The 22547-nt window shown below is 61.3% G+C and carries 25 protein-coding genes; 19 read left to right on the top strand and 6 right to left on the bottom strand.

What is annotated here, in order from left to right; genetic code table 11:
- The first annotated feature begins 35 nt into the window (after positions 1-35).
- The 7 genes from PH605_RS04990 to PH605_RS04960 are packed head-to-tail and all read left to right on the top strand — an operon-like array spanning position 36 to position 8354.
- Positions 36-461: a DUF1636 family protein gene (locus tag PH605_RS04990; protein ID WP_142844443.1), complete on the top strand. Its 426-nt coding sequence runs from the start codon at positions 36-38 to the stop codon at positions 459-461.
- A complete protein-coding gene (gene cobW, locus PH605_RS04985; RefSeq protein WP_142844442.1) occupies positions 458-1495 on the top strand; it encodes a cobalamin biosynthesis protein CobW in 1038 nt (345 codons plus the stop codon). Before PH605_RS04990 ends, cobW begins: the two co-directional genes overlap by 4 nt.
- 2 nt (positions 1496-1497) lie before the next feature.
- Complete coding sequence (gene cobN, locus PH605_RS04980) at positions 1498-4851, top strand: cobaltochelatase subunit CobN (protein ID WP_142844441.1); 3354 nt, start codon at positions 1498-1500, stop codon at positions 4849-4851.
- Positions 4848-6203 carry a precorrin-3B synthase gene (gene cobG, locus PH605_RS04975; protein WP_142844440.1) on the top strand — a complete coding sequence of 452 codons (1356 nt, stop codon included), beginning with the start codon at positions 4848-4850 and terminating at the stop codon, positions 6201-6203. The genes cobN and cobG overlap by 4 nt, the downstream gene beginning before the upstream one ends.
- Positions 6200-6832 (top strand): precorrin-8X methylmutase, encoded by a 633-nt coding sequence (locus PH605_RS04970; protein ID WP_142779903.1) that lies wholly within the window; start codon positions 6200-6202, stop codon positions 6830-6832. Before cobG ends, PH605_RS04970 begins: the two co-directional genes overlap by 4 nt.
- Positions 6829-7596 carry a precorrin-2 C(20)-methyltransferase gene (locus PH605_RS04965; RefSeq protein WP_142844439.1) on the top strand — a complete coding sequence of 256 codons (768 nt, stop codon included), beginning with the start codon at positions 6829-6831 and terminating at the stop codon, positions 7594-7596. The genes PH605_RS04970 and PH605_RS04965 overlap by 4 nt, the downstream gene beginning before the upstream one ends.
- Entirely contained in the window at positions 7593-8354 is a 762-nt protein-coding gene (locus PH605_RS04960; protein WP_142844438.1) for a precorrin-3B C(17)-methyltransferase, read from the top strand. Before PH605_RS04965 ends, PH605_RS04960 begins: the two co-directional genes overlap by 4 nt.
- Here the strand turns inward: PH605_RS04960 and PH605_RS04955 are convergent.
- On the bottom strand, positions 8321-9103 hold the full coding sequence (locus PH605_RS04955) for a cobalt-precorrin-6A reductase (RefSeq protein WP_142844437.1): 783 nt from the start codon (positions 9101-9103) through the stop codon (positions 8321-8323). The genes PH605_RS04960 and PH605_RS04955 overlap by 34 nt on opposite strands.
- Here PH605_RS04955 and cbiE point away from each other — a divergent pair.
- The 3 genes from cbiE to cobM are packed head-to-tail and all read left to right on the top strand — an operon-like array spanning position 9102 to position 11562.
- On the top strand, positions 9102-10379 hold the full coding sequence (gene cbiE, locus PH605_RS04950) for a precorrin-6y C5,15-methyltransferase (decarboxylating) subunit CbiE (RefSeq protein ID WP_142844436.1): 1278 nt from the start codon (positions 9102-9104) through the stop codon (positions 10377-10379). The two genes, PH605_RS04955 and cbiE, sit on opposite strands and share 2 nt — an antisense overlap.
- Entirely contained in the window at positions 10373-10792 is a 420-nt protein-coding gene (locus PH605_RS04945) for a cobalamin biosynthesis protein (protein WP_161987777.1), read from the top strand. Before cbiE ends, PH605_RS04945 begins: the two co-directional genes overlap by 7 nt.
- Positions 10789-11562, top strand: a complete 774-nt coding sequence (gene cobM, locus PH605_RS04940; RefSeq protein WP_142844434.1) for a precorrin-4 C(11)-methyltransferase — start codon at positions 10789-10791, stop codon at positions 11560-11562. The genes PH605_RS04945 and cobM overlap by 4 nt, the downstream gene beginning before the upstream one ends.
- Here cobM and PH605_RS04935 read toward each other — a convergent pair.
- The gene (locus PH605_RS04935) at positions 11517-12647 is read right to left on the bottom strand and encodes a cobalt-precorrin-5B (C(1))-methyltransferase (protein ID WP_161987776.1); all 1131 of its coding nucleotides are present in this window, start codon (positions 12645-12647) and stop codon (positions 11517-11519) included. The two genes, cobM and PH605_RS04935, sit on opposite strands and share 46 nt — an antisense overlap.
- 58 nt (positions 12648-12705) lie before the next feature.
- Here PH605_RS04935 and cobA point away from each other — a divergent pair, with 58 nt between their 5' ends.
- The 3 genes from cobA to PH605_RS04920 all read left to right on the top strand — a co-directional run bounded on the left by cobA (position 12706) and on the right by PH605_RS04920 (position 16227).
- On the top strand, positions 12706-13494 hold the full coding sequence (gene cobA / locus PH605_RS04930; RefSeq protein ID WP_065656859.1) for a uroporphyrinogen-III C-methyltransferase: 789 nt from the start codon (positions 12706-12708) through the stop codon (positions 13492-13494).
- Positions 13491-14807 carry a cobyrinate a,c-diamide synthase gene (locus tag PH605_RS04925; protein ID WP_142844433.1) on the top strand — a complete coding sequence of 439 codons (1317 nt, stop codon included), beginning with the start codon at positions 13491-13493 and terminating at the stop codon, positions 14805-14807. Before cobA ends, PH605_RS04925 begins: the two co-directional genes overlap by 4 nt.
- A 169-nt stretch (positions 14808-14976) precedes the next feature.
- Positions 14977-16227, top strand: a complete 1251-nt coding sequence (locus PH605_RS04920) for a cytochrome-c peroxidase (RefSeq protein ID WP_142844432.1) — start codon at positions 14977-14979, stop codon at positions 16225-16227.
- On the opposite strand, the gene leuB is transcribed toward PH605_RS04920, so the two are convergent.
- From leuB to PH605_RS04905, 3 genes are all read right to left on the bottom strand, one after another.
- Positions 16208-17320, bottom strand: coding sequence for a 3-isopropylmalate dehydrogenase (leuB, locus tag PH605_RS04915; protein ID WP_142844431.1), 1113 nt, complete (start codon positions 17318-17320; stop codon positions 16208-16210). The two genes, PH605_RS04920 and leuB, sit on opposite strands and share 20 nt — an antisense overlap.
- 222 nt (positions 17321-17542) lie before the next feature.
- Entirely contained in the window at positions 17543-18148 is a 606-nt protein-coding gene (gene leuD / locus PH605_RS04910; protein WP_003520255.1) for a 3-isopropylmalate dehydratase small subunit, read from the bottom strand.
- 165 nt (positions 18149-18313) lie between these two features.
- Positions 18314-18544: a hypothetical protein gene (locus tag PH605_RS04905; RefSeq protein ID WP_020809819.1), complete on the bottom strand. Its 231-nt coding sequence runs from the start codon at positions 18542-18544 to the stop codon at positions 18314-18316.
- A gap of 110 nt (positions 18545-18654) precedes the next feature.
- Here PH605_RS04905 and PH605_RS04900 point away from each other — a divergent pair, with 110 nt between their 5' ends.
- The gene (locus tag PH605_RS04900) at positions 18655-19566 is read left to right on the top strand and encodes an HpcH/HpaI aldolase/citrate lyase family protein (protein WP_161987774.1); all 912 of its coding nucleotides are present in this window, start codon (positions 18655-18657) and stop codon (positions 19564-19566) included.
- Positions 19563-19769 (top strand): DUF1737 domain-containing protein, encoded by a 207-nt coding sequence (locus PH605_RS04895; RefSeq protein WP_003505258.1) that lies wholly within the window; start codon positions 19563-19565, stop codon positions 19767-19769. Before PH605_RS04900 ends, PH605_RS04895 begins: the two co-directional genes overlap by 4 nt.
- 19 nt (positions 19770-19788) lie before the next feature.
- Here the strand turns inward: PH605_RS04895 and PH605_RS04890 are convergent, their stop codons facing one another.
- The gene (locus PH605_RS04890; protein ID WP_003520258.1) at positions 19789-20229 is read right to left on the bottom strand and encodes a metallopeptidase family protein; all 441 of its coding nucleotides are present in this window, start codon (positions 20227-20229) and stop codon (positions 19789-19791) included.
- A gap of 330 nt (positions 20230-20559) precedes the next feature.
- On the opposite strand from PH605_RS04890, the gene rplU reads away from it, so the two are divergent.
- From rplU to PH605_RS04870, 4 genes are all read left to right on the top strand, one after another.
- Entirely contained in the window at positions 20560-20874 is a 315-nt protein-coding gene (rplU, locus tag PH605_RS04885; protein ID WP_003492690.1) for a 50S ribosomal protein L21, read from the top strand.
- Between the two features lie 40 nt (positions 20875-20914).
- Positions 20915-21184 carry a 50S ribosomal protein L27 gene (gene rpmA / locus PH605_RS04880; RefSeq protein ID WP_003492686.1) on the top strand — a complete coding sequence of 90 codons (270 nt, stop codon included), beginning with the start codon at positions 20915-20917 and terminating at the stop codon, positions 21182-21184.
- A gap of 131 nt (positions 21185-21315) precedes the next feature.
- Positions 21316-21948, top strand: coding sequence for a GNAT family N-acetyltransferase (locus PH605_RS04875; RefSeq protein ID WP_142844430.1), 633 nt, complete (start codon positions 21316-21318; stop codon positions 21946-21948).
- Entirely contained in the window at positions 21945-22535 is a 591-nt protein-coding gene (locus PH605_RS04870) for a GNAT family N-acetyltransferase (RefSeq protein ID WP_142844429.1), read from the top strand. Before PH605_RS04875 ends, PH605_RS04870 begins: the two co-directional genes overlap by 4 nt.
- Positions 22536-22547 lie beyond the last annotated feature (12 nt).

Raw genomic sequence — 22547 nt, 5'->3', positions numbered from 1 at the left:
CGAGATTTTTTGCAAGGCGTGGGAAGCGATACGGTTTGGATATTTCAGCAACATGTTCATGTGCAGGCGGAAACACGCAGGACGAAACGGCGTCCGGGGTGACCGTCTTCGTTTGCAGAAGCTGTCGCGATGAAGCCGATCCCAATGCCGAACCGCGCCCCGGTTCGCGTTTCGCCGATGCCGTCCTCGCAAAGGCGGAGGAAACGGGCGTCACCGTTCGTTCCGTCAACTGCCTCGCCAATTGCAAGCGCGGGCTTAGTGCCGTGCTGCGCAGCGCCAATGGCTGGTCCTATGTCTTCGGCGGGCTGACGACCGGTGACGCGGAAGATTTGCTGACCGGCGCACGGCTGCTGGCTGCCGCCCCCGACGGCCTGATGCCCTGGCGCGGCCGCCCCGAACCCTTAAAGCGCGGCATGGTGGCGCGCATTCCCCCATTCGATTTTACCGAGGAGAGATCATGAGCACCCTTCTGGACCGCGTTCCCTGCACCATCGTCACCGGCTTTCTGGGGGCTGGCAAGACCACGCTGCTGCGCGGCCTTCTCGAAAAGCTGGACGGCAAGCGGCTGGCGATCATCGTCAACGAGTTCGGCGATATCGGCATCGATGGCGAGATTCTCAAAGGTTGCGGTATTGAAAGCTGCCCGGAAGAAAACATCGTCGAACTGGCCAATGGCTGCATCTGCTGCACGGTGGCGGATGATTTCCAGCCCGCCATCGAACAGATTCTGAGCCGCCAGCCGAAGGTGGAGCATATCCTCATCGAAACCTCGGGTCTCGCCCTGCCGAAGCCGCTGGTGCAGGCCTTCCAATGGCCGGCGATCAAGAGCCGCGTGACGGTGGATGCCGTCGTGGCCGTGGTGGATGGCGCCGCCCTTGCTGAAGGGCAGGTGGCGCACGACATGGAAGCTCTTGCCGCCCAACGGGCCAATGACGAGGCGCTCGATCACGATGACCCGGTCGAAGAGGTTTTCGAAGATCAGGTCGCCTGCGCCGATCTTATCGTGCTGACAAAGGCCGACCTTCTTGACGATGCCGGCCTCAACAAGGCCAAGGCGCATGTTCTCGAACATCTGCCGAAGGCGGCAAAGATCGTCGTGGCCTCCAATGGCGCCATCGAACCCGCCGTGCTGATCGGCCTTGGCCTTGCGGTAGAAGAGGACATCGAAAACCGCCGTACCCACCATGACGGTGAACTCGACCACGAGCATGACGATTTCGACAGCTTCGTCATCGATCTGCCGGCCGTGACCGATCCGGACGCGCTGGCAGCCCGTATCGCCGAGACGGCGGCTGCGGAAAATGTCCTGCGCATCAAGGGCTTCATCGAGGTTTCCGCAAAGCCGATGCGCCTGCAGGTGCAAGCTGTCGGCAGCCGCGTCAACCATTATTACGACCGGCCCTGGGCCGCGGGTGAGGAACGCCGCAGCCGCCTCGTCGTCATCGGGGAAAAGGGCATCAACCGCGAAAAGATCGAACAGATGCTGGCCGCCTGACGATGCACATCCTCGCCACCACATCCTCGTCTCTGGACGACCTGATCGAGCCGGTTGATCTCAACCAGCCCCGGTCGGATGTGGTGGTGCTGTCTTTTTCGGCAAGCGATCTGGCCGGCTTGGAACAGGCCTGGCGGCGAACACAGGTTGCGCTCCCCTCCGTGTCAGCCGCCAACCTCTCCGAGCTTCGACATCCCATGTCGGTCGATCTCTGGATCGAAAAGACGGCAGAACATGCCAGGGTTATTCTTATCCGGATTCTCGGTGGTGCGGAACGCTGGCGTTACGGTGTCGATCAGCTTTCCATTCTTGCGCGCAGGCGCGGCATCAAGCTTCTGCTTTTGCCGGGTGAGTGCAGCGAAAGGGACGAGAAACTGGAAGCGGCCTCGACCGTCGATCGGCGGATTTTGGCCTCGGTCCTCTCCTTCTTCCGTGAGGGCGGGCAGGAGAATATGGATCGGCTTGCCCTTGGTCTCGCCGCTCTTGCAAGGGGCGAGGCATGGCCGGATATTGAAGCCGAACCGCTGCCGAAAGCCGGTTTTTACCGGCCCGGCAGGGGCGTTGTGGATAGGGCGCTAGCGTGCCCGGGTTTTCCCGACGGTGCGCCCGTTCTGCCCATTCTGTTTTATCGTTCCATGCTTCTGGCGGCAGATGCAGCACCGGTGGATGCGCTTTTCGAGGCGCTCTCGCAGCGCGGTTTTGCACCCTTGCCGATTTTTGTCAGTGGTCTGAAGGATGGCGAGGCGATCCGTTTTCTCGAAACGGTTCTTCCCGATCTGAAGCCCGCCGCCATCATTGCCGCCACCGCCTTCGCCAGCCAGACGGATGACAATGACACAACGCTGTTCGACCGTCTCGGCGTGCCGGTGTTTCAGGTGGTGATGGCGACGACGCGGCGGGACGGATGGGCGGAAAACGCGCGGGGTCTCAATCCTTCCGATCTTGCCATGCATGTCGTCCTGCCGGAACTGGATGGCCGGATTCTCGCCGGTGCGATTTCTTTCAAACAGGCGCGCGTGGATGGCGGCGCGAGTTTGCTCAATGTACCCGAGGCTGATCGCGTCGAGCAGGTGGCAAATCGCATCGCCGCTTTCCTGCGGCTGAGGAATGCCCTTCCACGGGATCGCCGCATCGTCATTCTGATGCCCGATTATCCCGGTGCGGCACCCGGGCGAACCGGTTATGCCGTCGGTCTCGATGTGCCGCAAAGCGTTCTCGAAATGCTGCACGATCTTGCCGGGGCCGGTTATACGGTCAAGGATATTCCTAAGACCGCGCGGGCGCTGCTCGACTGTGTCGAACAGCAGGAAGCGGCAATTGATCTTTCCACCTACGAGGCTTTTTTCTCCGCCCTGCCGCCGGCATCCACCGCATCCGTAAACGCGACATGGGGCGTGGCAACCGATGACGATGCACTCATTGACGGCGCATTCCGGTTCCGCGCCGCCCGTTTCGGCGAAGTGTTCGTGACGCTTGCGCCGGACAGGGGCCGCAATGAGGATCGCCGGGTGGACTACCACGACCCTGCCCTGCCGCCGCGCCACGCGCTTGTTGCCTTCGGTGCATGGATGCAGCGCATTGCGGGTGCGCATGCCATCGTGCATGTTGGCGCGCACGGCACGCTGGAATGGCTGCCGGGCAAGACGGTGGCGCTTTCCCGCAATTGTTTTCCCGAAATCGTCACCGGCTCGCTGCCGGTGGTCTATCCGTTTATCGTTTCCAATCCGGGCGAGGCGGCGGTCGCCAAGCGGCGGATCGCGGCCGTGACCATCGGCCATGTCCCGCCGGTGCTGGTCAATGCCGGTCTTTCGCCTGAACAGTCGGCGCTGGAGCAGCTGGTCGATGAATATGCGCAGGCGGATGGTCTGGATCGTCGCCGGCGTGACCGGCTGGCGAAACTGATCGTCGAAAAGGCGCTGGAGACCGGGCTCGCGGCGGAAGCGGGCGTGGCTGCGAAGGATGATGCCGATGCGGCCCTCTCACGCATCGACGCCTTTCTCTGCGACCTCAAGGATTTCGCCATCAAGGACGGCCAGCATGTTTTTGGCCGCAGTGCCGAGGGGGATGCCGACCTTCTGAGGCTTGAAAGCGCCAAATCGGAAAAAGCTGCGCTGCTGGCCGCGCTCGATGGCCGACATATCGTCCCCGGCCCTTCCGGCGCACCTGCGCGCGGGCGGCTCGATGTGCTGCCCACGGGCCGCAATCTCTATGCCGCCGATCCGCGCACCATGCCGACGCCAACGGCGTTCGAGCTGGGTCGCATGGCGGGCGAAGAGGTGCTGCGCCATCATCTTCAGTCCCATGGCGACTGGCCGAAACATCTGGTTTTCGATCTGTGGGGCAGCGCCAGCCTGCGCAATGGCGGTGAGGATGTGGCGCAGGCGCTGCATCTGATGGGGGCGAGACCGATCCACGACCCCGCCACCGGCCGGGTCACCGGCATCGAGGTGCTGCCGCCGGCGAGCCTGGGGCGGCCGCGTGTCGACGTCACCTTTCGCATTTCCGGCCTGTTCCGCGACATGTTCCCTGCGCTGATCGCGCTTCTCGACGCCGCCGCCAAGGCCGTCGCGCGGCGGGAGGAAGCGCCCGGCGACAATCCGCTTGCGGAAGAGGCCGCCACGCTCGGGCATATTCCGGCGCGCATTTTCGGCTCCGCGCCCGGCACCTATGGTGCCGGTATCGAAGAAAAGCTGGCCAGCGGGAAATGGGACGAACGCGAGGAGTTGGGGCAGGCCTATCTCGATGCGGCGAGCCACGCTTTCGGCGGTGCGGACGGGCTGGAGATTTTCGAAGATACCGGTTTTGTGGAGCTGGTCAGGCGCGCCGATCTTCTGGTTCATACCGGGGACGATCCGGGCCGTGATCTTCTGGACGGTTCTTCGGATGTCGCCTTCATCGGCGGTTTTTCCGCCGCGAAGGCTGTGCTTGGCGGCGTCGCCGATATTGTTGCGCTGGATACGACAGATCCGGCACGCCCGCGTGCAAGGTCGATGACGCAGGCGCTGACGCGGGTGGTGCGCGCGCGTGCCATCAATCCCCGTTTCATTGCCGGTCAGATGCGGCACGGTCCGCGCGGGGCGGCGGAATTCCTCGAGACGGTGGACCGGTTGATCGGCTTTGCCGAAACCACCCATGCGGTGTCCTCCTCGTTGATCGAGGCGCTTTACGATGCCTATTTCGGCAATGAGGAGGTGCGCGATTTCATTCTGCGGGAAAACCCGAAGGCGGCGCAGGTGATGGCCAAACGCTTTTTATCCGCCCGCCGTCGCGGGCTGTGGCACAGCCGCCGCAACGCGGTGGATGCGGAACTTGAAATGCTGGTCCTTCCGCGCCCCCAAAGGGTGGAGGCGTTATGATGGCCGCTGCCGATCCAGTTCAGCCATTCGGCCGCCGTGGCCTCTGCCCGGCCCTGTCCGCTCCCATGCGCACCGGCGACGGTTTTTTGTCGCGGATCGCTTTCGAGGCGGATATCGACCCGCGCGACATGGTGGTGCTTTGTCAGCTTGCCGAGCGGCATGGCAACGGATTGATCGACATTACCGCCCGCGGCAGCCTGCAATTTCGCGGCCTGACACCGGAAAGCGCCGGCGCTCTGGAAAAAGATGTGCTGGCCCTGGATTTGCCGCTGCGTGCGGGGCTCGCGGTCGAGACGTCGCCTCTCGCCGGTCGGGATGACGCGGAGATTGCCGATGGTGGTCCTGTCGCCGCGGAGATTCGAAAAGAGGTCGACAGGCTCGCTCTCCATGAAAAGCTTGCCGCTAAAATGTCTGTCGTCATTGATGGCGGCGGGCGTCTTTCCATGGAAGATTTGCTGGCCGATATTCGCCTGAGAGCTGTGTCGCTTGATGGGCGGGCCGTCTGGCGATTGCTCGTGGGTGGAGCGGAAAGCAGGGCGCTGAATGCCGGCTTGGTCGAGACGGACATAGCGGCGGGTGTCGTCCTGTCGCTGCTCGTCTATCTGGCCGGCGAAGGGCCGTTTGCCCGTGGCCGCGATCTGGACCATTCGACGATAAAAGAAATCTGCGGTGATCGCCTGCTGGATCGGGTGATTGATGATAACGCCAGAGCGGCTTCTGCGCCTCTGGGGCTGATGATGACGGGAAAGGATCGCTTCGCCATTGCCGTCGCGCCTGCTTTCGGGCAAATCCGGGGCTGCGATTTGTCGCATCTCTGCGAAGCGGCCGGTACCCTCGGCATCACGGCCCTGCGGCCGGCACCAAACCATAGCCTGCTATTCTTTGGATCGTCATCTGCCTGCGGCGGATCGCTCGAGATTGCAAGGGCGGCCGGTTTCATCACAACGGCAGGTGACGCGCGCTCTTCCATTGCCGCCTGTCCCGGCGCGACGGGCTGCGCTTCGGCTTTTCTTCCCACCCATGAGTTGGCCGCCTTTGCGTCTGGGGAATGCGCCTCGTTGCTGGATGGCTCCTTCACGCTGCATATTTCCGGCTGCGGCAAAGGTTGCGCGCACCCCGCGCCGTCGCTTCTCACTTTTTCCGGCACCGCCGATGGTCTGGCCTTTTCGATTTCGGGCCGCGCCGGTGACCTGCCGGATGGCATTTTACCTTTTCAGCATCAGAGGACGGCGCTTTCGCGGCTTGCCCGTCTTTACGAAAAAGAACATAAGCCCGGTGAAAACGCCGCCACCCTGTTTGCCCGGCTGGGCCAACAGGCGATCGGTGCGGCGCTTCGACAGGATGACCGATGACCGACTATGACTATATTCGCGACGGCAATGCGATCTATGAGCGCTCCTTCGCCATCATTCGTGAGGAAGCGGACTTATCCGCCTTTACCGAAGAGCAGGCGGATATCGCGATTCGCATGATCCACGCCTGCGGGCAGGTGGAGGCAGCCAGCCATTTCCGCTTTTCGCCGGATTTTGTTGCCGCGGCACGTGGTGCTCTACGAGCCGGCAAGCCTGTTCTCTGCGATGCGGAAATGGTTGCCCATGGCGTGACGCGCGCGCGCCTTCCGGCTGACAATGATGTGGTCTGCACCCTTCGCGATCCCCGCACGCCGGAACTGGCGAAAAAGATCGGCAACACCCGCTCCGCCGCCGCGCTTGATCTTTGGGCAGAGAAGCTGGACGGCGCTCTCGTTGCCATTGGCAATGCGCCGACTGCACTGTTCTATCTGCTCGAGATGCTGGAAAAAGGCGCCCCGCGCCCGGCCGCCATCATCGGCATGCCGGTCGGCTTTGTCGGTGCGGCAGAATCGAAAGACGCGCTGGAGGCAAGTTCGCTTGGCATTCCCTATGCCATCGTCAAGGGACGCATGGGCGGTTCGGCCATGACGGCTGCCGCTATAAATGCCGTTGCGAGGGCTGGCCTGTGAGTGCGGCTCTTTTTGAACATCCGAAGGGTAAACTCGTGGGCGTCGGCACCGGCCCCGGAGATCCCGAGCTTCTGACGCTGAAGGCTGTCCGCGCCATTGAAAATGCCGATGTGCTTGCCTTCTTCTGCAAGAAAGGCAGCAGCGGTAATGGTCGCGGTATTGTCGAAGCTTTCATCCGGCCCGGAACGCTGGAAATGCCGCTGGTCTATCCGGTAACAGTCGAAAGCGATAAAAACGGCAACGATTACCGTGATGCCATCGCCGCCTTTTTCGATCAGTCGGCGAAGGACATCGCTGTACATCTCGAAGCCGGGCGCAACGTCGCCGTGCTGTCGGAAGGCGATCCGCTGTTTTACGGTTCTTATATGCACCTTCATCTGCGGCTTGCGCCATCTTACCCGGCGGAAGTCGTTGCGGGCATCACGGCCATGTCCGGTTGCTGGTCCATGGCTGGTTTGCCGCTAGTGCAGGGCGACGATGTTTTGAGCGTGCTTCCCGGCACGCTTGGTGAAGATGTGCTGACCGAACGTCTGTCCGGCACGGATGGTGCGGTGATCATGAAGGTGGGGCGCAACCTGCCGAAGATTCGCCGGGCGCTGGAAAAGGCCGGTAAGCTTGAAGACGCGCTTTATGTCGAGCGTGGCACAATGGCCAACAGCCATGCGGTGCGGCTCATCGAACGCGATACATCGCCTGCCCCCTATTTTTCGCTGGTTCTGGTACCGGGCTGGAAAACCAGACCCTCTGCAGGTGAAAAGCCATGACCGGCAGGCTGGTCGTTGTCGGCCTCGGCCCCGGCAGTGCGGCGCAGGTAACGCCGGAGGCGCTTGTCGCCGTCGAGGCGTCGGAGGATTTCTTCGGCTATATTCCCTATCTCGACCGTCTATCGCTGAGACCCGATCAACGCCGCCATGCTTCGGACAATCGCGAGGAAATCTCCCGCGCTGAACAGGCGCTGCGACTTGCAGCTTCCGGCGGCAAGGTCTGTGTGGTTTCTGGCGGCGATCCCGGCGTTTTTGCCATGGCGGCGGCGGTTTGCGAGGCGATCGAAAGTGGCCCCGCCGAATGGCGCGATATCGATTTCTCCGTCGTGCCCGGTGTGACTGCCATGCTGGCCGTAGCCGCAAAGGCCGGCGCGCCGCTTGGCCATGATTTCTGCGCCATTTCGCTGTCGGATAATCTGAAACCCTGGGGCATTATCGAAAAGCGTTTGATCGCGGCGGCTGAGGCCGGTTTTGTGATGGCTTTCTACAATCCCGTCAGCAAGGCGCGGCCGCACCAGCTCGGTACAGCCTTCGATCTATTGCGGGCGCATTTGCCCGGTTCGGTGCAGGTGATTTTCGGACGAGCTGCCGGGCGGGCGGACGAGCGTATTCGTGTCGTGCCCCTGTCGGAAGCAACGAGCGATATGGCGGATATGGCCACCTGCATCATCGTCGGTTCGGTTGAAACCCGTCTGATCGAGCGTTCCGGCAAAGACCCGCTGGTTTATTCGCCTCGTTTTTCGAGAAGAGAGAGCTGATGGCGAATGGCGGTGAGCGCAGCGGTAATATCCGCCACGGTCGCGTCATTCAGGGGCGCGTCGTTCCGCTGTCGCGGCCGGTCGATCATGATGACCGGCAGACCGAGCCGTCGCGCCGCTTCGATCTTGCCATAGCTCGCGCTGCCACCGGAGTTTTTCGAGACCACCGTCTTGATGCGGTTTTCTTCCAGCATGCGGATTTCGTCGTCCAACGCAAAGGGGCCGCGCGCGGTAATATAGCGCGCATGCGGCAGTTTCAGTGGCGGCTCCACCGGATCGACGCTGCGGATGAGATAGTTGTGCTGGGGCGCGGCTTCGAAAGGAAGAAGCTCCTGTCGGCCGAGCGCCAAAAATACACGTTTGCTTTCGTCGCCGAGCGCGGTGACAGCCTGTTCGACGCTGTCCACCTCACGCCACCTGTCACCCGGCTGACGCTGCCAGGCAGGACGCGAAAGGACGACCAGCGGAACTTTGGCAAGCCCTGCGGCCTCAATGGCATTGGCGGAAATCTTCGCCGCATAGGGATGGGTGGCGTCCACCAGAATATCGAAACCCTCAGTGCGAATGAAATCCGCCAGCCCGCCCGCGCCGCCAAAACCGCCGCTGCGCATCGGCACCGGCTGTTCGACCGGCGAGAGCGTGCGGCCGGCCATGGAGAGCAGGATTCGGTAGCCGGGTTCTTCGGCCAGCCTGCCGGCCAGAATACGGGCATCCGCCGTGCCGCCAAGGATGAGTATGGAGCGTGTCATGACGTCTGAATATTCCGGAACGGGTGATGCTTCCAGAGAAAACAAGGCTTCCACCGAAAAGAGAGAAAAGCCTTGGCTTTCCATCGTCGGCATTGGTGAGGACGGGCTCGAGGGGCTGGGCCGGAACGCGATTGAGGCGATAGAGGCGGCCGAGGTGGTTTTCGGCGGCAAACGCCATCTGGAACTGGCGGCCGCAGCCATTCGAGGTGAAGCACTGCGCTGGCCGGTGCCGTTCGACACGGATATGGGCGATGTCGTGGCGCTGCGCGGCAAGCGGGTTTGCGTGCTGGCTTCCGGCGACCCGTTCTTTTATGGCGTCGGTGTCACGCTTCTGCGGCGGATCGAGGCCGGTGAGACAGTTTGTTATCCCTCGCCCTCCGCTTTCTCGCTGGCCGCCGCACGGCTTGGATGGGCGCTGCAAGCGGTCGACTGCATTTCGCTGCACGGGCGTTCCATCGATCTCCTGCGGCCGTATCTCCAAGCCGGTGCGCGGATCATCGCGCTCACCTCGGATGCCCACGCCCCGGCTTTGATCGCGGATCTGTTGTCAGATTTGGGTTTCGGCCAGTCGGAATTCGTCTTGCTTGAAGCCTTGGGCGGAGAGCGGGAGAGGCGGCGGCAGGTCAGGGCGACCGATTTCGCGTTTGCTGATATTGATGCGCTGAACGTGGTGGCGATTGATGTCGTGGCGGATGAGGGTGCGCGCGTTCTGCCTTTCACAGGTGGGCTTGATGACGACCTGTTCGAACATGACGGGCAGATCACCAAGCGTGAAATCCGCGCCGTGACACTTTCCTCTCTGGCTCCACGGCGGGGTGAGTTGCTGTGGGATATCGGTGCCGGTTCGGGTTCGATCGGCATAGAATGGATGCTGTCGCACCACTCGGTCCGAGCCATCGCCATAGAACAACACCCGGAAAGGGCGGAGCGTATAGCTCGTAATGCCGAAGCTTTCGGTGTGCCGGGGCTTGAGGTCATGATCGGCGCGGCCCCTGCGGCTTTTGAAGGCTTGCCTCGGCCGGATGCGATTTTTATCGGCGGCGGCGGCAGTGAAGCGGGCGTGCTCGAGGGTGCCATGGAGGCCCTGAAACCGGGCGGGCGGCTGGTCGCCAATGCGGTGACACTGGAAATGGAGGCCGTGCTGCTTGCCGCCCACGCGCGGCACGGCGGCTCGATGATCCGCCTGGATGTGTCGCGAGTGACGGCCGTTGGCTCCATGTCGGGCTGGCGTCCGGCAATGCCGGTGACGCAGTGGAGTTGGAACAAGCCATGGTGACCGTGGCTGGCATAGGCTGTCGCAGAGGCACGGGTTCAGATGCTATTATTGCCGCCGTGCGCGCTGCGGAGCATGCTTTGGGCATGATGGCGGAATGCTTAGCGACTGCGCCGCTCAAGGCCGATGAAGCCGGTCTTGTGGAGGCGGCGAAGAGCTTGTCGCTGTCGCTTGAAATCGTATCGCAGGAACGGCTCGAGGCGGTTGCTTCGAAAACAATGACAGTTTCACAGGCAAGCCTTAATCATGCCGGCTTGCCAAGTGTGAGCGAAGCGGCGGCGCTTGCGGCCGCCGGAGAGAATGCAAGGCTGGTCGCGCCGCGTCTTGTGGTTGGCGATGTGACGGTGGCCATCGCAACGACTGACGATGCCCCACGAGATAGCGGCTGCGCCATCGAACATGGAGAACAACAATGACGGTTCATTTCATCGGCGCCGGCCCGGGTGCTGCCGATCTCATTACGGTGCGCGGGCGCGATCTAATCGCTGCCTGCCCGGTGTGTCTTTATGCCGGCTCGCTGGTTCCGAAGGCGCTCATCGATTATTGCCCTCCGGGCGCCCGCATCGTCGATACGGCAGCACTTTCGCTTGACGAGATTGAGGCGGAATTCGTGGCCGCAGCAAAGGCCGGCAAGGATGTGGCGCGGCTGCATTCCGGCGATCTTTCCGTCTGGAGCGCCATGGGCGAGCAGATCCGCCGTCTGGGGCGACTGGGTCTCGATTATACCGTCACGCCGGGCGTACCCTCCTTTGCCGCTGCGGCCGCCACTTTGCAGCGGGAACTGACGGTGCCGGAAGTGGCGCAGAGCCTTGTACTGACCCGTATTTCCGGGCGCGCATCGAAGATGCCTGACGGTGAGACGCTAAAGGCTTTCGGTGCGACGGGCGCGACGCTTGCCGTCCATCTCGCCATTCATGCCATCGGCAAGGTGGTGGAAGAGCTGGCGCCGCTTTACGGTTCGGATTGCCCGGTCGCCATCGTCGTTCGCGCCTCCTGGCCGGATGAGCGGGTCATTCGCGGCACGCTGTTCGACATTGAGGACAAGCTCGCCGCCGAACCGGTGGAGCGGACCGCCCTGATCTTCGTCGGGCGTGGACTTGCCTCCACAGATTTTCGCGAAAGCGCGCTCTATAGCACCGACTATGTCCGGCGGTTCCGCTCTCCGAAGGAAGATGCAAAGGGCTGATGCGACGGCGTGGAGGTGGTGCGGCCCTTGAGCGCGCCCTGACGATCGAACACCAGAATATCGAGCGCAATGGCCGGCGTCTTCAGCGCCGCCGCGGCGGTTACCCAGGCTTTTTCCGCAACTACCGCACCGAGGTCTATCCCCGCGCCTTCGGCCAATTCGAAGGCGTGTGCGACCATGTTGGCCTGACGGATGGCAAGGGCGAGATTTTCATCTCCTCCGGCTTCCGTCGCCAATGCCGCCAGCGCATCGAGATCGGCCAGCCCCTTTTTGGAGTGCACGTCGAGCATGCCCTGGGCGAGCTTGGTCATCTTGGCGACACCGCCGGCAATCGTCACCCGCTCGATGGGGTGGCTGCGCAGATATTTCAGCATGCCGCCGATGAAATCGCCCATGTCGATCAGTGCGGTTTCCGGCAGATCGTAAAGCGTCTGCCCGGCTTTTTCGGAGGTGTTGCCGGTGGCGCCAAGCACATGGGTGCATCCGGTCGCACGCGCCACATCGATGCCGCGCCAGATGGAATGGATCCATGCCGAGCAGGAAAAGGGAATGACGATGCCGGTGGTGCCGAGGATGGAAATGCCACCCAAGATGCCGAGCCTGCCGTTCAGGGTTTTTTCCGCCAGTTTTTCGCCGTCGCGGACGGAAATCTCGACCTCGAAATCGGCCTCCTCGCCAGCCACTTCGCGAATGGCGGTTTCGATCATCTTGCGCGGCACGGGGTTGATGGCGGGTTCTCCCGGCGGCAGGGGCAGGCCCGGCCGGGTGATGGTGCCGACGCCCTTTCCGGCCTTGAAGATAATCCCGCGTCCCGGTTGACCTCGCCGCACCGTGCTTTCGATCAGGGCACCGTGGGTAACGTCCGGATCGTCTCCGGCATCCTTGACGACGCCGGCGCGCGCGAAGTTTTCGCCTTTTTCCTCGGTGGCGAGGGAAAATGCCGGTCTCGCGCCGCTTGGAAGTTCGACCTCGACAGGGTAAGGAAACTCGCCGGTCAGAAGGGCGGCGCAGGCCGCCTTCGTGGCGGCTGCCGCGCAGGTGCCCGTGGTCCAGCCGCGGCGAAGGGTCTTTCCATCCGTATCCATATGAATTTCTATAGCCGGGACGGCTTTTTCCGTCATCGTTAAAAAGCAGCCAGGAAGAATGTCGATAGCGCAGATTTTGAACAGCATTGCCGCAAAAGGTCCGGTCTTCGAAGCCGGCCACGTCTGGCTCGCGGGCGCAGGGCCGGGCGATGTGCGTTATCTGACGCTGGAAGTGGCGCTCGCGCTGTCTCAGGCCGATATTATCGTGCGCGATGCGCTGGTGAGCGACGAAGTCATAGCGCTTGGTCCGCAGGCGCAGATTGTGTTTGCGGGCAAAAGGGGTGGCAAGCCTTCTGCGACGCAGGATGACATTACTGCTTCGCTGATCGATTTCGCTAGCCAAGGCAAAAAGGTGCTGCGGTTGAAGGGCGGTGATCCCTTTATTTTCGGGCGCGGCGGTGAAGAGGCGGAGGCGCTTGTCCATGCCGGCATTCCGTTCCGCATATTGCCGGGCATGACCTCGTCGTTCACCGCGCTTGCTTCCGCCCGCATCCCCGCCACCATGCGCGGCATCAGCCGCGCGGTGACGCTGGCCACGGGCCACGCGGCGGGCACCGAAGAGGATCTGGACTGGCTGGCGCTTTCGAAAACACGCGAACCCATCGTCGTTTATATGGGGCTGAAGAATATCGGCACGATTGCCAGCCTTTTGATGCAGGGTGGGCGTTCCCGCGAAACGCCGGTCGCCGTCATCATGTCGGCAACGACGGCGCAGGAGCGGATTTTCATCGGTTCGCTGGAAAGCATAGCTGACGATGCAATCAGGCAAAATTTCGAGGCGCCGGCTTTGATCGTCATCGGCGAGATTGTTTCGATGCGGGCGCGTCTTGGAGTTTCCGGCTCATGACGGCGCGGGCGATCATCATCGGTGCGCCGCGCTCGGGCTCCGGCAAAACCAGCGTGACCATCGGCCTGCTGCGGGCCTTTGCCCGACGCGGTATCAAGGTGCGCGGCATCAAGACCGGGCCTGACTACATCGATCCCGGTTTCCATGCCTTCGCCACCGGCACAGCCGGTCTTAATCTGGATAGCTGGGCCATGCGGCCGGAATTGCTGCGGCATCTGTTTTTGCAGCAGACCGAGGACGCGGAACTCGTTCTGATCGAAAGCGCCATGGGCCTGTTCGACGGCATTCCGGTTGCGGAAAATCGCACGGGTTCGGCGGCGGATCTGGCGCGGCTGTTCGGCATTCCCGTGTTGCTGGTACTGGATGTGTCCGGCCAGTCGCAGACGGCTGCTGCCGTCGCCCATGGTTTCGCTCACTACGATCCGGCCGTTACCATGGCGGCGGTTGTGTTGAATCGGGCGGGCAGCGAAAGACACCGGACGCTGTGCACGGAAGCCATCGAAAAAATCGGCCTTCCCGTTGCCGGCTGCGTGCTGCGTGATCCCTCGCTCATCTTGCCCGAACGGCATCTGGGGCTGGTGCAGGCCAGCGAGCATCCGGAAATCGATGCGCATATCGAACGGCTGGCGGATGCGATGGAAAAATCCATCGATCTCGATGCACTGCTTTCTCTCGCCGCGCCGGTGAATGTGCCTTCCGGCTCGGTGGATGCGGCGATTGCACCGCCCGGCCAGCGCATCGCGCTGGCAGAGGATGCGGCGTTCACTTTCCTTTATCCGCATCTCAGGAAGCATTGGCAGGCGGCCGGGGCCGAGATCGTGCCGTTCTCGCCGCTCGCGGATGAGGCGCCTGACGGGAGTTGTGATATTTGCTGGCTGCCGGGCGGGTACCCCGAGCTTTTTGCCGGAAAGCTTGCGGACGCGGCTGGTTTCAAGGCGGGTATTGCCCGCTTTGCCGCGGCAAAGCCTGTTCATGGCGAGTGCGGCGGCTACATGGTGCTGGGCGAGGCGCTGGAAGATGCGGATGGCGTGACCCATGCCATGACCGGGCTTCTGTCGCATGCCACCAGCTTTGCGACGCGCAAGATGAATCTCGGCTACCGGCAGGCAACAATCGCGGCAAGCGGACCGCTTGGCGCGGCGGGTGATGTTCTGCGCGGCCATGAATTCCACTATGCGCGGGTTACCGATCCTGGCCACGATGAACCCTTTGCCCAGATTGTGGACGGGCAGGGTCGTCCGCTCGGGCCATCCGGTGGCAGGAGAGGTCTTGTCTCGGGGACTTTTTTCCACGCCATCGCCAGAGGTGGTTGATCGTTTCCGGGTGTTGCCCGTGGACCTGCGGCAAAGTGGACCAAGCTGCGAAAGTTTGTAGGCCTGGATCACGGGAAAGTGCTATAGATTTCTTTATAGGGCATGGACGCGCGGAGTTATCTCCCGGTCCGAACCCGCTCTCGCGCATTTATATCGAGCGTGCCTACCGATGATGAAACCCGGATTTTTTGTCTCCGCTGCTCTTGCCGCATCCATTCTGCTGGCCCCCTTGGGCACCGGTGTCGATGGTATGGCTGCCCACGGCGGTGAAGACTATGCGACGCTGGAAAAGCTGGGTGCGGCGCTGTTCGACGATCCCAGTCTTTCGATGAACCGCACCATGGCCTGTTCCACCTGCCATATGCAGGCCGCCGGTTTTTCCGATGCGCGGGAGAGCGACAAGGTGGGACGGGATGTATCGCTCGGCGATGACGGCATTTCACTGGGCGACCGCAACGCGCCGACTGCAGCTTATGCCCGCTTCACGCCGCCATTCGGCAGGAATGCGGCGGGAGAGTATGTCGGCGGGCAGTTCTGGGATGGCCGCGCCTCCCTGCTCGAAGATCAGGCGGGCGGTCCGCCGCTCAATCCTCTCGAAATGGGAATGCCGGACAAGGCCTCGGTCGTCAAACGGCTCAGGGAAAACCCGGACTATGTCGCGGCTTTCGGCACGCAGTTCGGCAAGGATGTTTTTGAAAGCGACGACACCGCCTATGCCGCGATGACGAAGGCGCTGGCGAGCTTTGAGCGTTCGGATGAGTTCTCCACCTTCGATTCCAAATATGACCGCTTCCTGCGCGGTGAGGAGAAGCTGACCGATCAGGAAGAGCTGGGTCGGGTTCTGATCTCCTCGACGCAATTCACCAATTGCAATACCTGCCATGAAATCCGTGGCGCCAAGGGCCTGGAGGACGGCCTCTTCACCAACCACAAATATTTCAACATCGGCGTTCCCGCCAATACATCGGTTCGGGCCGTGAACGGCTCCAAGCCGGGCGCGGTCGATCTGGGTCTGGCGCAAAATCCTGAAGTTGCCGGCGATGCCGCCCAGCGTGGCAAGTTCAAGGTGCCGACGCTGCGCAATGTCGCCGTCACCGGTCCTTACATGCACAATGGTGTGTTTAAGGATTTGCGTACGGTAGTGCTGTTTTATGTGAAATATAAAAGCAAGAAGCCGAGCCGCCAGATCAATCCGGAAACGGGTAAGACGTGGGATGCGCCGGAAGTGCCTGAAAATATCGCCATGGCGGAACTGACATCCGCGCCGGCGCTGGACGACAAGCGTGTGGACGCCATCGTCGCCTTTCTGAAAACGCTGACTGACAAAAGATATGAGCATCTTCTGCCGAAGGAAGATGGGCGGGCAAAGGTGCCGCCTGCCCAACCGGTTTCGTCGAGCCTTACGCCGAAAGCGCCTTGAATTCGGCGAGAACCGCGTCGCCCATTTCAGAGGTGCCGACCTGACGGCTGCCCTCGGCCATGATGTCGGCGGTGCGGATGCCCTTGTCGAGCACGTTTGCGATCGCTGCTTCGAGCTTCGTTGCCTCATCCACCATGTTGAACGAGTAACGCAGGCACATGGCGAAGGACGCGATCATGGCGATGGGGTTGGCGATGCCCTTGCCGGCAATATCCGGGGCCGAACCGTGGACCGGCTCATACATGGCCTTGCGCTTGCCCGTCTTGGCGTCAGGCGCGCCGAGCGAAGCGGACGGCAGCATACCGAGCGAGCCGGTGAGCATGGCGGCGACGTCGGAGAGCATGTCGCCGAAGAGGTTGTCGGTGACGATGACGTCGAACTGCTTGGGCTTGCGCACCAGCTGCATACCGCCGGCATCGGCCAGCATATGTTCCAGCTGAACATCCTTGAACTTGGCGGCGTGGGTTTCGGTGACCACCTGGTTCCAAAGAACGCCGGATTTCATGACGTTGCGCTTTTCCATCGAGCAGACGCGGTTGTCGCGGGTGCGGGCCAGTTCGAAAGCGACGCTGGCGATGCGCTCGATTTCGAAAGTGTCGTAAATCTGCGTGTCGATGCCGCGCTTCTGGCCGTTGCCGAGATCGATGATCTGCTTCGGCTCACCGAAATAAACACCGCCCGTCAGCTCGCGGACGATGAGGATATCGAGGCCTTCGACCAGTTCCGGCTTCAGCGAAGAGGCCGCGGCAAGCGCCGGGTAGCAGATGGCCGGGCGCAGATTGGCGAAAAGTTCGAGATCCTTGCGCAGGCGAAGCAGACCGGCTTCCGGGCGGTGCTCGTAGGGGACGCCATCCCATTTCGGGCCGCCGACCGCGCCGAACAGTATCGCATCGGCGGCAAGCGCCTTTTCCATATCCGCATCGGAAATCGCCACGCCATGCGCGTCATAGGCAGAGCCGCCGACCAGACCTTCCGAGACGGTGAAACCGGCTTTGTGCGCGCTGTTCATATAATCGATCAGCTTGCGAACTTCGGCCATGGCTTCGGGGCCGATACCGTCACCGGGCAGCAGGAAAAGCGAACGGACTGTCATGAGAAACCCTCCTTGGGCGGCGCGCCGAAAAACATCCTGAAGGGTTTTCGATTGCGGCGAGCGCGGCGTCAAACTCATTCCGTCCTGCACATGGCAAATCGTGTCGCAGCCGGACGGGATCGGAGGCTTCTTATCTCCGCCTCAAGGGCTTTTCAAGCAAAGCAAAAGCCGATCCGGTACTGTTTGGTACGGGATCGGCTTTTTTGAAGAGCGGAAATGTGGTCAGGCCCAGGGGCGGACCGAGGCGTTTGCCTTTTCGAACGTGTCGATGGCACCCGAATGTTCGAGCGTCAGGCCGATATCATCAAGCCCGTTCAGCATGCAGTGACGCTTGAATTCGTCGATCTCGAAGGTGATCGTGCCGCCATCGGGGCCGCTGATTTCCTGACTTTCCAGATCGATGGAGAGAACGGCGTTCGATCCGCGCGACGCATCGTCCAGCAGCTTTTCGAGGTTTTCGGGGCTGACGACGATCGGCAGGATGCCGTTCTTGAAACAGTTATTGTAGAAGATGTCGGCGAAGCTGGTGGAGATCACGCAGCGGATGCCAAAATCGAGAAGCGCCCATGGCGCATGTTCGCGCGAAGAGCCGCAACCAAAATTGTCACCGGCGACAAGAATCTGGGCGTTCTGGTAGGCGGGCTTGTTCAGTACGAAATCCGGATTGGGTGAACCATCCTCAAGATAACGCGACTCGGCGAAGAGGCCCTTGCCGAGGCCGGTGCGCTTGATGGTCTTCAGATAGTCTTTCGGAATGATCATATCGGTGTCGATATTGACCACCGGCATGGGCGCGGCAACGCCCGTCAGCTTGGTGAATTTTTCCATCTGTCGCTTCCCGTGTTTCCCTTCAACAAAATCCGGGGCTGGTTAAAGCTCACCGGACGTGTTCTGCCGGGAAATACTGCAAAACTCATCACTTTAGAAGCGCAAACCCGCGTTCTTCGGTACGCCGCGCGCGGCGCTCTGGCATTTTGCCGATTCGAGACGATCTCAGAGATCGATAATCGTGCCCTTGCCGTCGTTCCAGACGCGCATATCGCGCTGGTTACGGGGCTTGACCGGAATGGGGGCCGGCTTCAGACGCGCGGAAAGCAGGCGGGCAGCACTGAGAACCGCGAGCACGCCGATAAAAGCGACCGTGAGCGACGCGGTGAAAAGGGCGACTATCGCGAGAATTGCAATGCCGGATGCGGCGATGAAAAACGAACGTATGCCTTGCATGATCCAAACCTTTCTATCCAGACGAATGTGGGCCTTCTTCTTCCGGCTTGCAAGAGGATTCAGTGGATTGTCAGCTTGCGGATGTCACAAAAGCTTGACACAAGTGCGGCATGGTCAACTTTTCCGAAAATATTCTTGTGAGACCACGTCGTTCGCTGCTCTCCGTGCCGGCCATCAATGTCCGGGCACTGGAAAAAATCCGCGATCTCGATTGTGACGGAGTGATCCTCGATCTGGAGGATTCGGTCGCCCCCGGGATGAAGGAAGAGGCGCGGGACAATCTGCAAAAGCTGTTTTCGCAAGCGCCCTTGGCCGGGGGCGAGATCATTATCCGCATCAACCCGCTTTCCACGCCCGACGGTAAGGCGGATTTACAGCTTGTGCTTTCCTGCCGGCCGGATGCAATTCTTTTGCCGAAGGTGGAGCAGCCGGCCGATATTCACGATGTGGCCGATCTTCTGGCCGAGGCGGATGCGCCGGAGCACCTGAAAATCTGGGCGATGATCGAAACACCGCTTGGTGTCCTGAATGCGGCCTCGATTGCTGACGCAGCCCATACGCCGGATGCGCGGCTTTCGGCTTTTGTCATCGGGCTCAACGACCTGCGTAAGGAAACGCGGGTGCCGGCCCTTCCCGGACGCACTTATCTCGTGCCCTGGATGATGCAGGTGGTGCTTGCCGCCCGTGCCTATGGTCTGGATGTCATCGACAGCGTCTCGAACGATTTCCGCGATATCGCCGCTTTCGAAGCCGAATGTGAGCAGGGTCGCGCCATGGGGTTCGATGGCAAGATGCTGATCCACCCGGCACAGATCGAGCCGGCCAACCGGCGCTTCGCCCCGGACGAGGCAGCGGTTGCGGAAGCCCGCGAGATCATTGCCGCTTTCGCAAAACCCGAATCTGTGGAATTGAACGTCATCAACATGAACGGCCGCATGATCGAGCGGCTGCATGTGGGGCAGGCCGAAAGGCTGGTCGCCATGGCCGATATCATCGCACAAAGAGAGGCAAATAAGACGTGAAGGTCTATCGTTTCATAACCGGTCCCGACGACGCGAAATTCTGTCACCGGGTCACCGAGGCGCTGAACAAGGGATGGGAACTCGCGGGTTCGCCAAGCTACGCCTTCAACGCCGCAAGCGGCGTCATGCATTGCGGCCAGGCCGTGACCAAGGTGGTCGAGGGCAAGGAATACCATCCGGATATGAAGCTCGGCGAGCAGTGAGCGGCGGTAGCCGCCCCGATCAGCGATCGGCGGCGGCCTCGTCGGCGCTTTCTTCGATCCGCTCCATGTCGTCATCCGACAGGCCGAAGTGGTGGCCGATTTCGTGGATGAGGACATGGGTGATGATATCGCCCAGGGTTTCCTCGTTCTCGGCCCAGTAGTCGAGAATGGGACGGCGATAAAGCGTGATGCGGTTCACCATCTCACCCGTTTCCATGGTGAAACGTTCGGAGATGCCGCGTCCTTCGAACAGTCCGAGAAGATCGAAGGGTGTTTCGAGCGCCATGTCTTCGAACACGTCATCGGTCGGAAAATCGGCGATCTCGATGATGAGATCTTTCGTCAGCGCGCGAAATTCTTCCGGCAGGTGGCCATATGCCTCGATCGCAAGCGACTCGAAGGCGGAAAGTGTCGGCGCATGGCGGTCCCGCCAATCGTCGGTCTGGTCTATGCGGGCCATTTCTGCTCCTTGTTGGAAGGCCCATATAAACACTTGCTGGACAAATTTCGAGACCCGACTGCTTCACCCGCCGAAAAAGCATGAAATTCTTGGCGTTACAGTTACTTTTCAAGCCGTCGTCATCTTGACATAAACGGGCGTCTCGCGTAATCGGCACCCAAATTGATGGCGTAGTGCGCCTTCTGTTTATTCCGCCCTTCAAAAGGCGGCTTCACCGGCAGACATTCAAAAGGGCGTTCAGTCCTGACGGATTTCCGCTACTCCGACTGATAAAAAGACGGCCAGCTTGCATTTGCGGGCAGAGCCGGAACGAACATGAAAGGATAAAAAATGTTCGCAGTCATCAAGACCGGCGGTAAGCAGTACCGCGTAGCGGCCGACGCCGTGCTGACCATCGAAAAGCTGGAAGCAGAGGCAGGCGCAACTGTAGAATTCACCGAAGTTCTCGTTGTTGGCGAAGGCGCCGACGCCAAGTTCGGTGCTCCCTTCGTCAAGGGCGCCATCGTCAAGGCTGAAGTTGTCGAGCACAATCGCGGCAAGAAGGTCATCGCCTTCAAGAAGCGTCGTCGTCAGAACTCCAAGCGTTCGCGCGGCCATCGTCAGCATCACACTGTCGTCCGCATCACGGACATCGTTGCTGCCTGATCGGCGCGACACGGGAAACAAGGTTTAAAGGAGAACTCCAATGGCACACAAAAAAGCTGGCGGTTCCTCGCGTAACGGTCGCGATTCCGAATCCAAGCGCCTTGGCGTAAAGAAGTTCGGCGGCGAAGCTGTCATTCCAGGCAACATTATTCTGCGTCAGCGCGGCACGCAGTGGCATCCGGGCGCCAATGTTGGCATCGGCAAGGACCACACGATTTTCGCACTGACCGCAGGTAACGTGAACTTCCGTACGAAGGCCAACGGCCGCGTATTCGTATCCGTGGCCCCGAAAGCGGAAGCCGCAGAATAAGCCGGTAAGCGTCATATGCAGCCGGTGTCCCATCGACCCGGCTGAGACGTATCAGGTTCAGTCAAGAAAACAGGGGAGATGGGGCACCACCCAACTCCCCTTTTTCTTTAACCCCAAGGAGGGACTGAACCATGCAAGCTGAATTGTTGAGGGTTGACCAATCACGGTCACCCGAGGAACGGCCGAGGCCCGATCGGTCGAGGAGCGATTGCCCCGTTTTACTGTCGCAGAGGCTGGTTTTGCGCAAGCCTCACGAAGAAGACATCGACGCCCTTGCCCATCTTGCCAACAATGCCAATATCGCGACCATGGTGTCGCGTATGCCGCACCCTTACACGGACAAAGACGCCGCGGATTTTGTGCGACGCTCCAAAGCTGGCGAGATTGGCAAGTGCGTCTATGCGATTACCCGCATGGACAATGGCGAGTTTCTGGGCTGCTGCGCGCTCGAACCCCAGGAAGACGAAAAGACGCTGGAGATCGGTTACTGGCTGGGGGAACCCTACTGGAACCGCGGCTATATGACGGAAGCGGCGCATGCGCTGATCGACATGGCCTTCCGCACGCGTGAAATCGATCAGATCGATGCTCGTTGCCGGGTCACCAACATCGCGTCGCGCCGCGTCATCCAGAAGTGCGGTTTCCAGTTCCAGGGCTCCGGCATGGTCGGGTCTCTGGCGCTTGGCGGCATGGTGCCGGTCGAATGGTACAGGCTCGACCGCAAGACCTGGGTTTCGCTGAAGAGCTGGGGGGACATGGGATGAGTGCGCTCGAACTGACCCGACGGCGGACTGCCCCCACCGTGGCGCCGCCCGGCCCCTGCCCCGTCATCGAGACATCGCGTCTGGTGCTGCGGCCGCAGCGGCTTTCCGACGCCGGCAGCATTGCGGAATCGCTTGGCGATTTCGCCGTGACCAGAATGCTGGCCCGCGTTCCCGCGCCCTACCACAAGCAGGATGCGCTGGAATGGCTGGTCTTGCGCACCTCCGGCACCCTGCCCGACTGGGATTTCGCCATTACCAGCGGCGACGATACCCTGATCGGTGTCGTCTCGGTGGAATTGCGGCACGGCGAGTGGCATCTCGGCTATTGGCTGAACCGCTTCTACTGGGGCAAGGGTTACATGACCGAGGCGGTGGCCGCCGTGGTCGAGCGGTTCTTCCGCCGTATGCCCGGAGTGACCCTTCACTCCGGCGTATTTGCGGATAATCCCGCTTCGCTGCGCGTGCAGGAAAAACTCGGCTTCAGGGTGACCGGTTGCCACCAAATCTATGCCACGGCGCGCGCCGCCATGGTGGCGCATATCGATACGATGATCACGGCTGAGGATTTCATTCCGCCGCATCGCTAGCAACCCAAACAA

The organism is Agrobacterium sp. CFBP 3001 (genome assembly GCF_027871605.1).
Lineage (GTDB): Bacteria > Pseudomonadota > Alphaproteobacteria > Rhizobiales > Rhizobiaceae > Agrobacterium > Agrobacterium leguminum.
The sequence above is the reverse complement of the archived record's forward strand: the minus strand, read 5'-3'. Positions and strand labels throughout refer to the sequence as shown.

What these genes read in the sequence shown, in the direction of transcription:
- cobW (WP_142844442.1), top strand. Translation starts at nt 458, where the DNA reads ATGAGCACCCTTCTGGACCGCGTTCCCTGCACCATCGTCACCGGCTTT.
- cobN (WP_142844441.1), top strand. Translation starts at nt 1,498, where the DNA reads ATGCACATCCTCGCCACCACATCCTCGTCTCTGGACGACCTGATCGAG.
- cobG (WP_142844440.1), top strand. Translation starts at nt 4,848, where the DNA reads ATGATGGCCGCTGCCGATCCAGTTCAGCCATTCGGCCGCCGTGGCCTC.
- PH605_RS04970 (WP_142779903.1), top strand. Translation starts at nt 6,200, where the DNA reads ATGACCGACTATGACTATATTCGCGACGGCAATGCGATCTATGAGCGC.
- PH605_RS04960 (WP_142844438.1), top strand. Translation starts at nt 7,593, where the DNA reads ATGACCGGCAGGCTGGTCGTTGTCGGCCTCGGCCCCGGCAGTGCGGCG.
- cbiE (WP_142844436.1), top strand. Translation starts at nt 9,102, where the DNA reads ATGACGTCTGAATATTCCGGAACGGGTGATGCTTCCAGAGAAAACAAG.
- PH605_RS04955 (WP_142844437.1), bottom strand. Translation starts at nt 9,103, where the DNA reads ATGACACGCTCCATACTCATCCTTGGCGGCACGGCGGATGCCCGTATT.
- PH605_RS04945 (WP_161987777.1), top strand. Translation starts at nt 10,373, where the DNA reads ATGGTGACCGTGGCTGGCATAGGCTGTCGCAGAGGCACGGGTTCAGAT.
- cobM (WP_142844434.1), top strand. Translation starts at nt 10,789, where the DNA reads ATGACGGTTCATTTCATCGGCGCCGGCCCGGGTGCTGCCGATCTCATT.
- PH605_RS04935 (WP_161987776.1), bottom strand. Translation starts at nt 12,647, where the DNA reads ATGGATACGGATGGAAAGACCCTTCGCCGCGGCTGGACCACGGGCACC.
- cobA (WP_065656859.1), top strand. Translation starts at nt 12,706, where the DNA reads ATGTCGATAGCGCAGATTTTGAACAGCATTGCCGCAAAAGGTCCGGTC.
- PH605_RS04925 (WP_142844433.1), top strand. Translation starts at nt 13,491, where the DNA reads ATGACGGCGCGGGCGATCATCATCGGTGCGCCGCGCTCGGGCTCCGGC.
- PH605_RS04920 (WP_142844432.1), top strand. Translation starts at nt 14,977, where the DNA reads ATGATGAAACCCGGATTTTTTGTCTCCGCTGCTCTTGCCGCATCCATT.
- leuB (WP_142844431.1), bottom strand. Translation starts at nt 17,320, where the DNA reads ATGACAGTCCGTTCGCTTTTCCTGCTGCCCGGTGACGGTATCGGCCCC.
- leuD (WP_003520255.1), bottom strand. Translation starts at nt 18,148, where the DNA reads ATGGAAAAATTCACCAAGCTGACGGGCGTTGCCGCGCCCATGCCGGTG.
- PH605_RS04905 (WP_020809819.1), bottom strand. Translation starts at nt 18,544, where the DNA reads ATGCAAGGCATACGTTCGTTTTTCATCGCCGCATCCGGCATTGCAATT.
- PH605_RS04900 (WP_161987774.1), top strand. Translation starts at nt 18,655, where the DNA reads ATGGTCAACTTTTCCGAAAATATTCTTGTGAGACCACGTCGTTCGCTG.
- PH605_RS04890 (WP_003520258.1), bottom strand. Translation starts at nt 20,229, where the DNA reads ATGGCCCGCATAGACCAGACCGACGATTGGCGGGACCGCCATGCGCCG.
- rplU (WP_003492690.1), top strand. Translation starts at nt 20,560, where the DNA reads ATGTTCGCAGTCATCAAGACCGGCGGTAAGCAGTACCGCGTAGCGGCC.
- rpmA (WP_003492686.1), top strand. Translation starts at nt 20,915, where the DNA reads ATGGCACACAAAAAAGCTGGCGGTTCCTCGCGTAACGGTCGCGATTCC.
- PH605_RS04875 (WP_142844430.1), top strand. Translation starts at nt 21,316, where the DNA reads ATGCAAGCTGAATTGTTGAGGGTTGACCAATCACGGTCACCCGAGGAA.
- PH605_RS04870 (WP_142844429.1), top strand. Translation starts at nt 21,945, where the DNA reads ATGAGTGCGCTCGAACTGACCCGACGGCGGACTGCCCCCACCGTGGCG.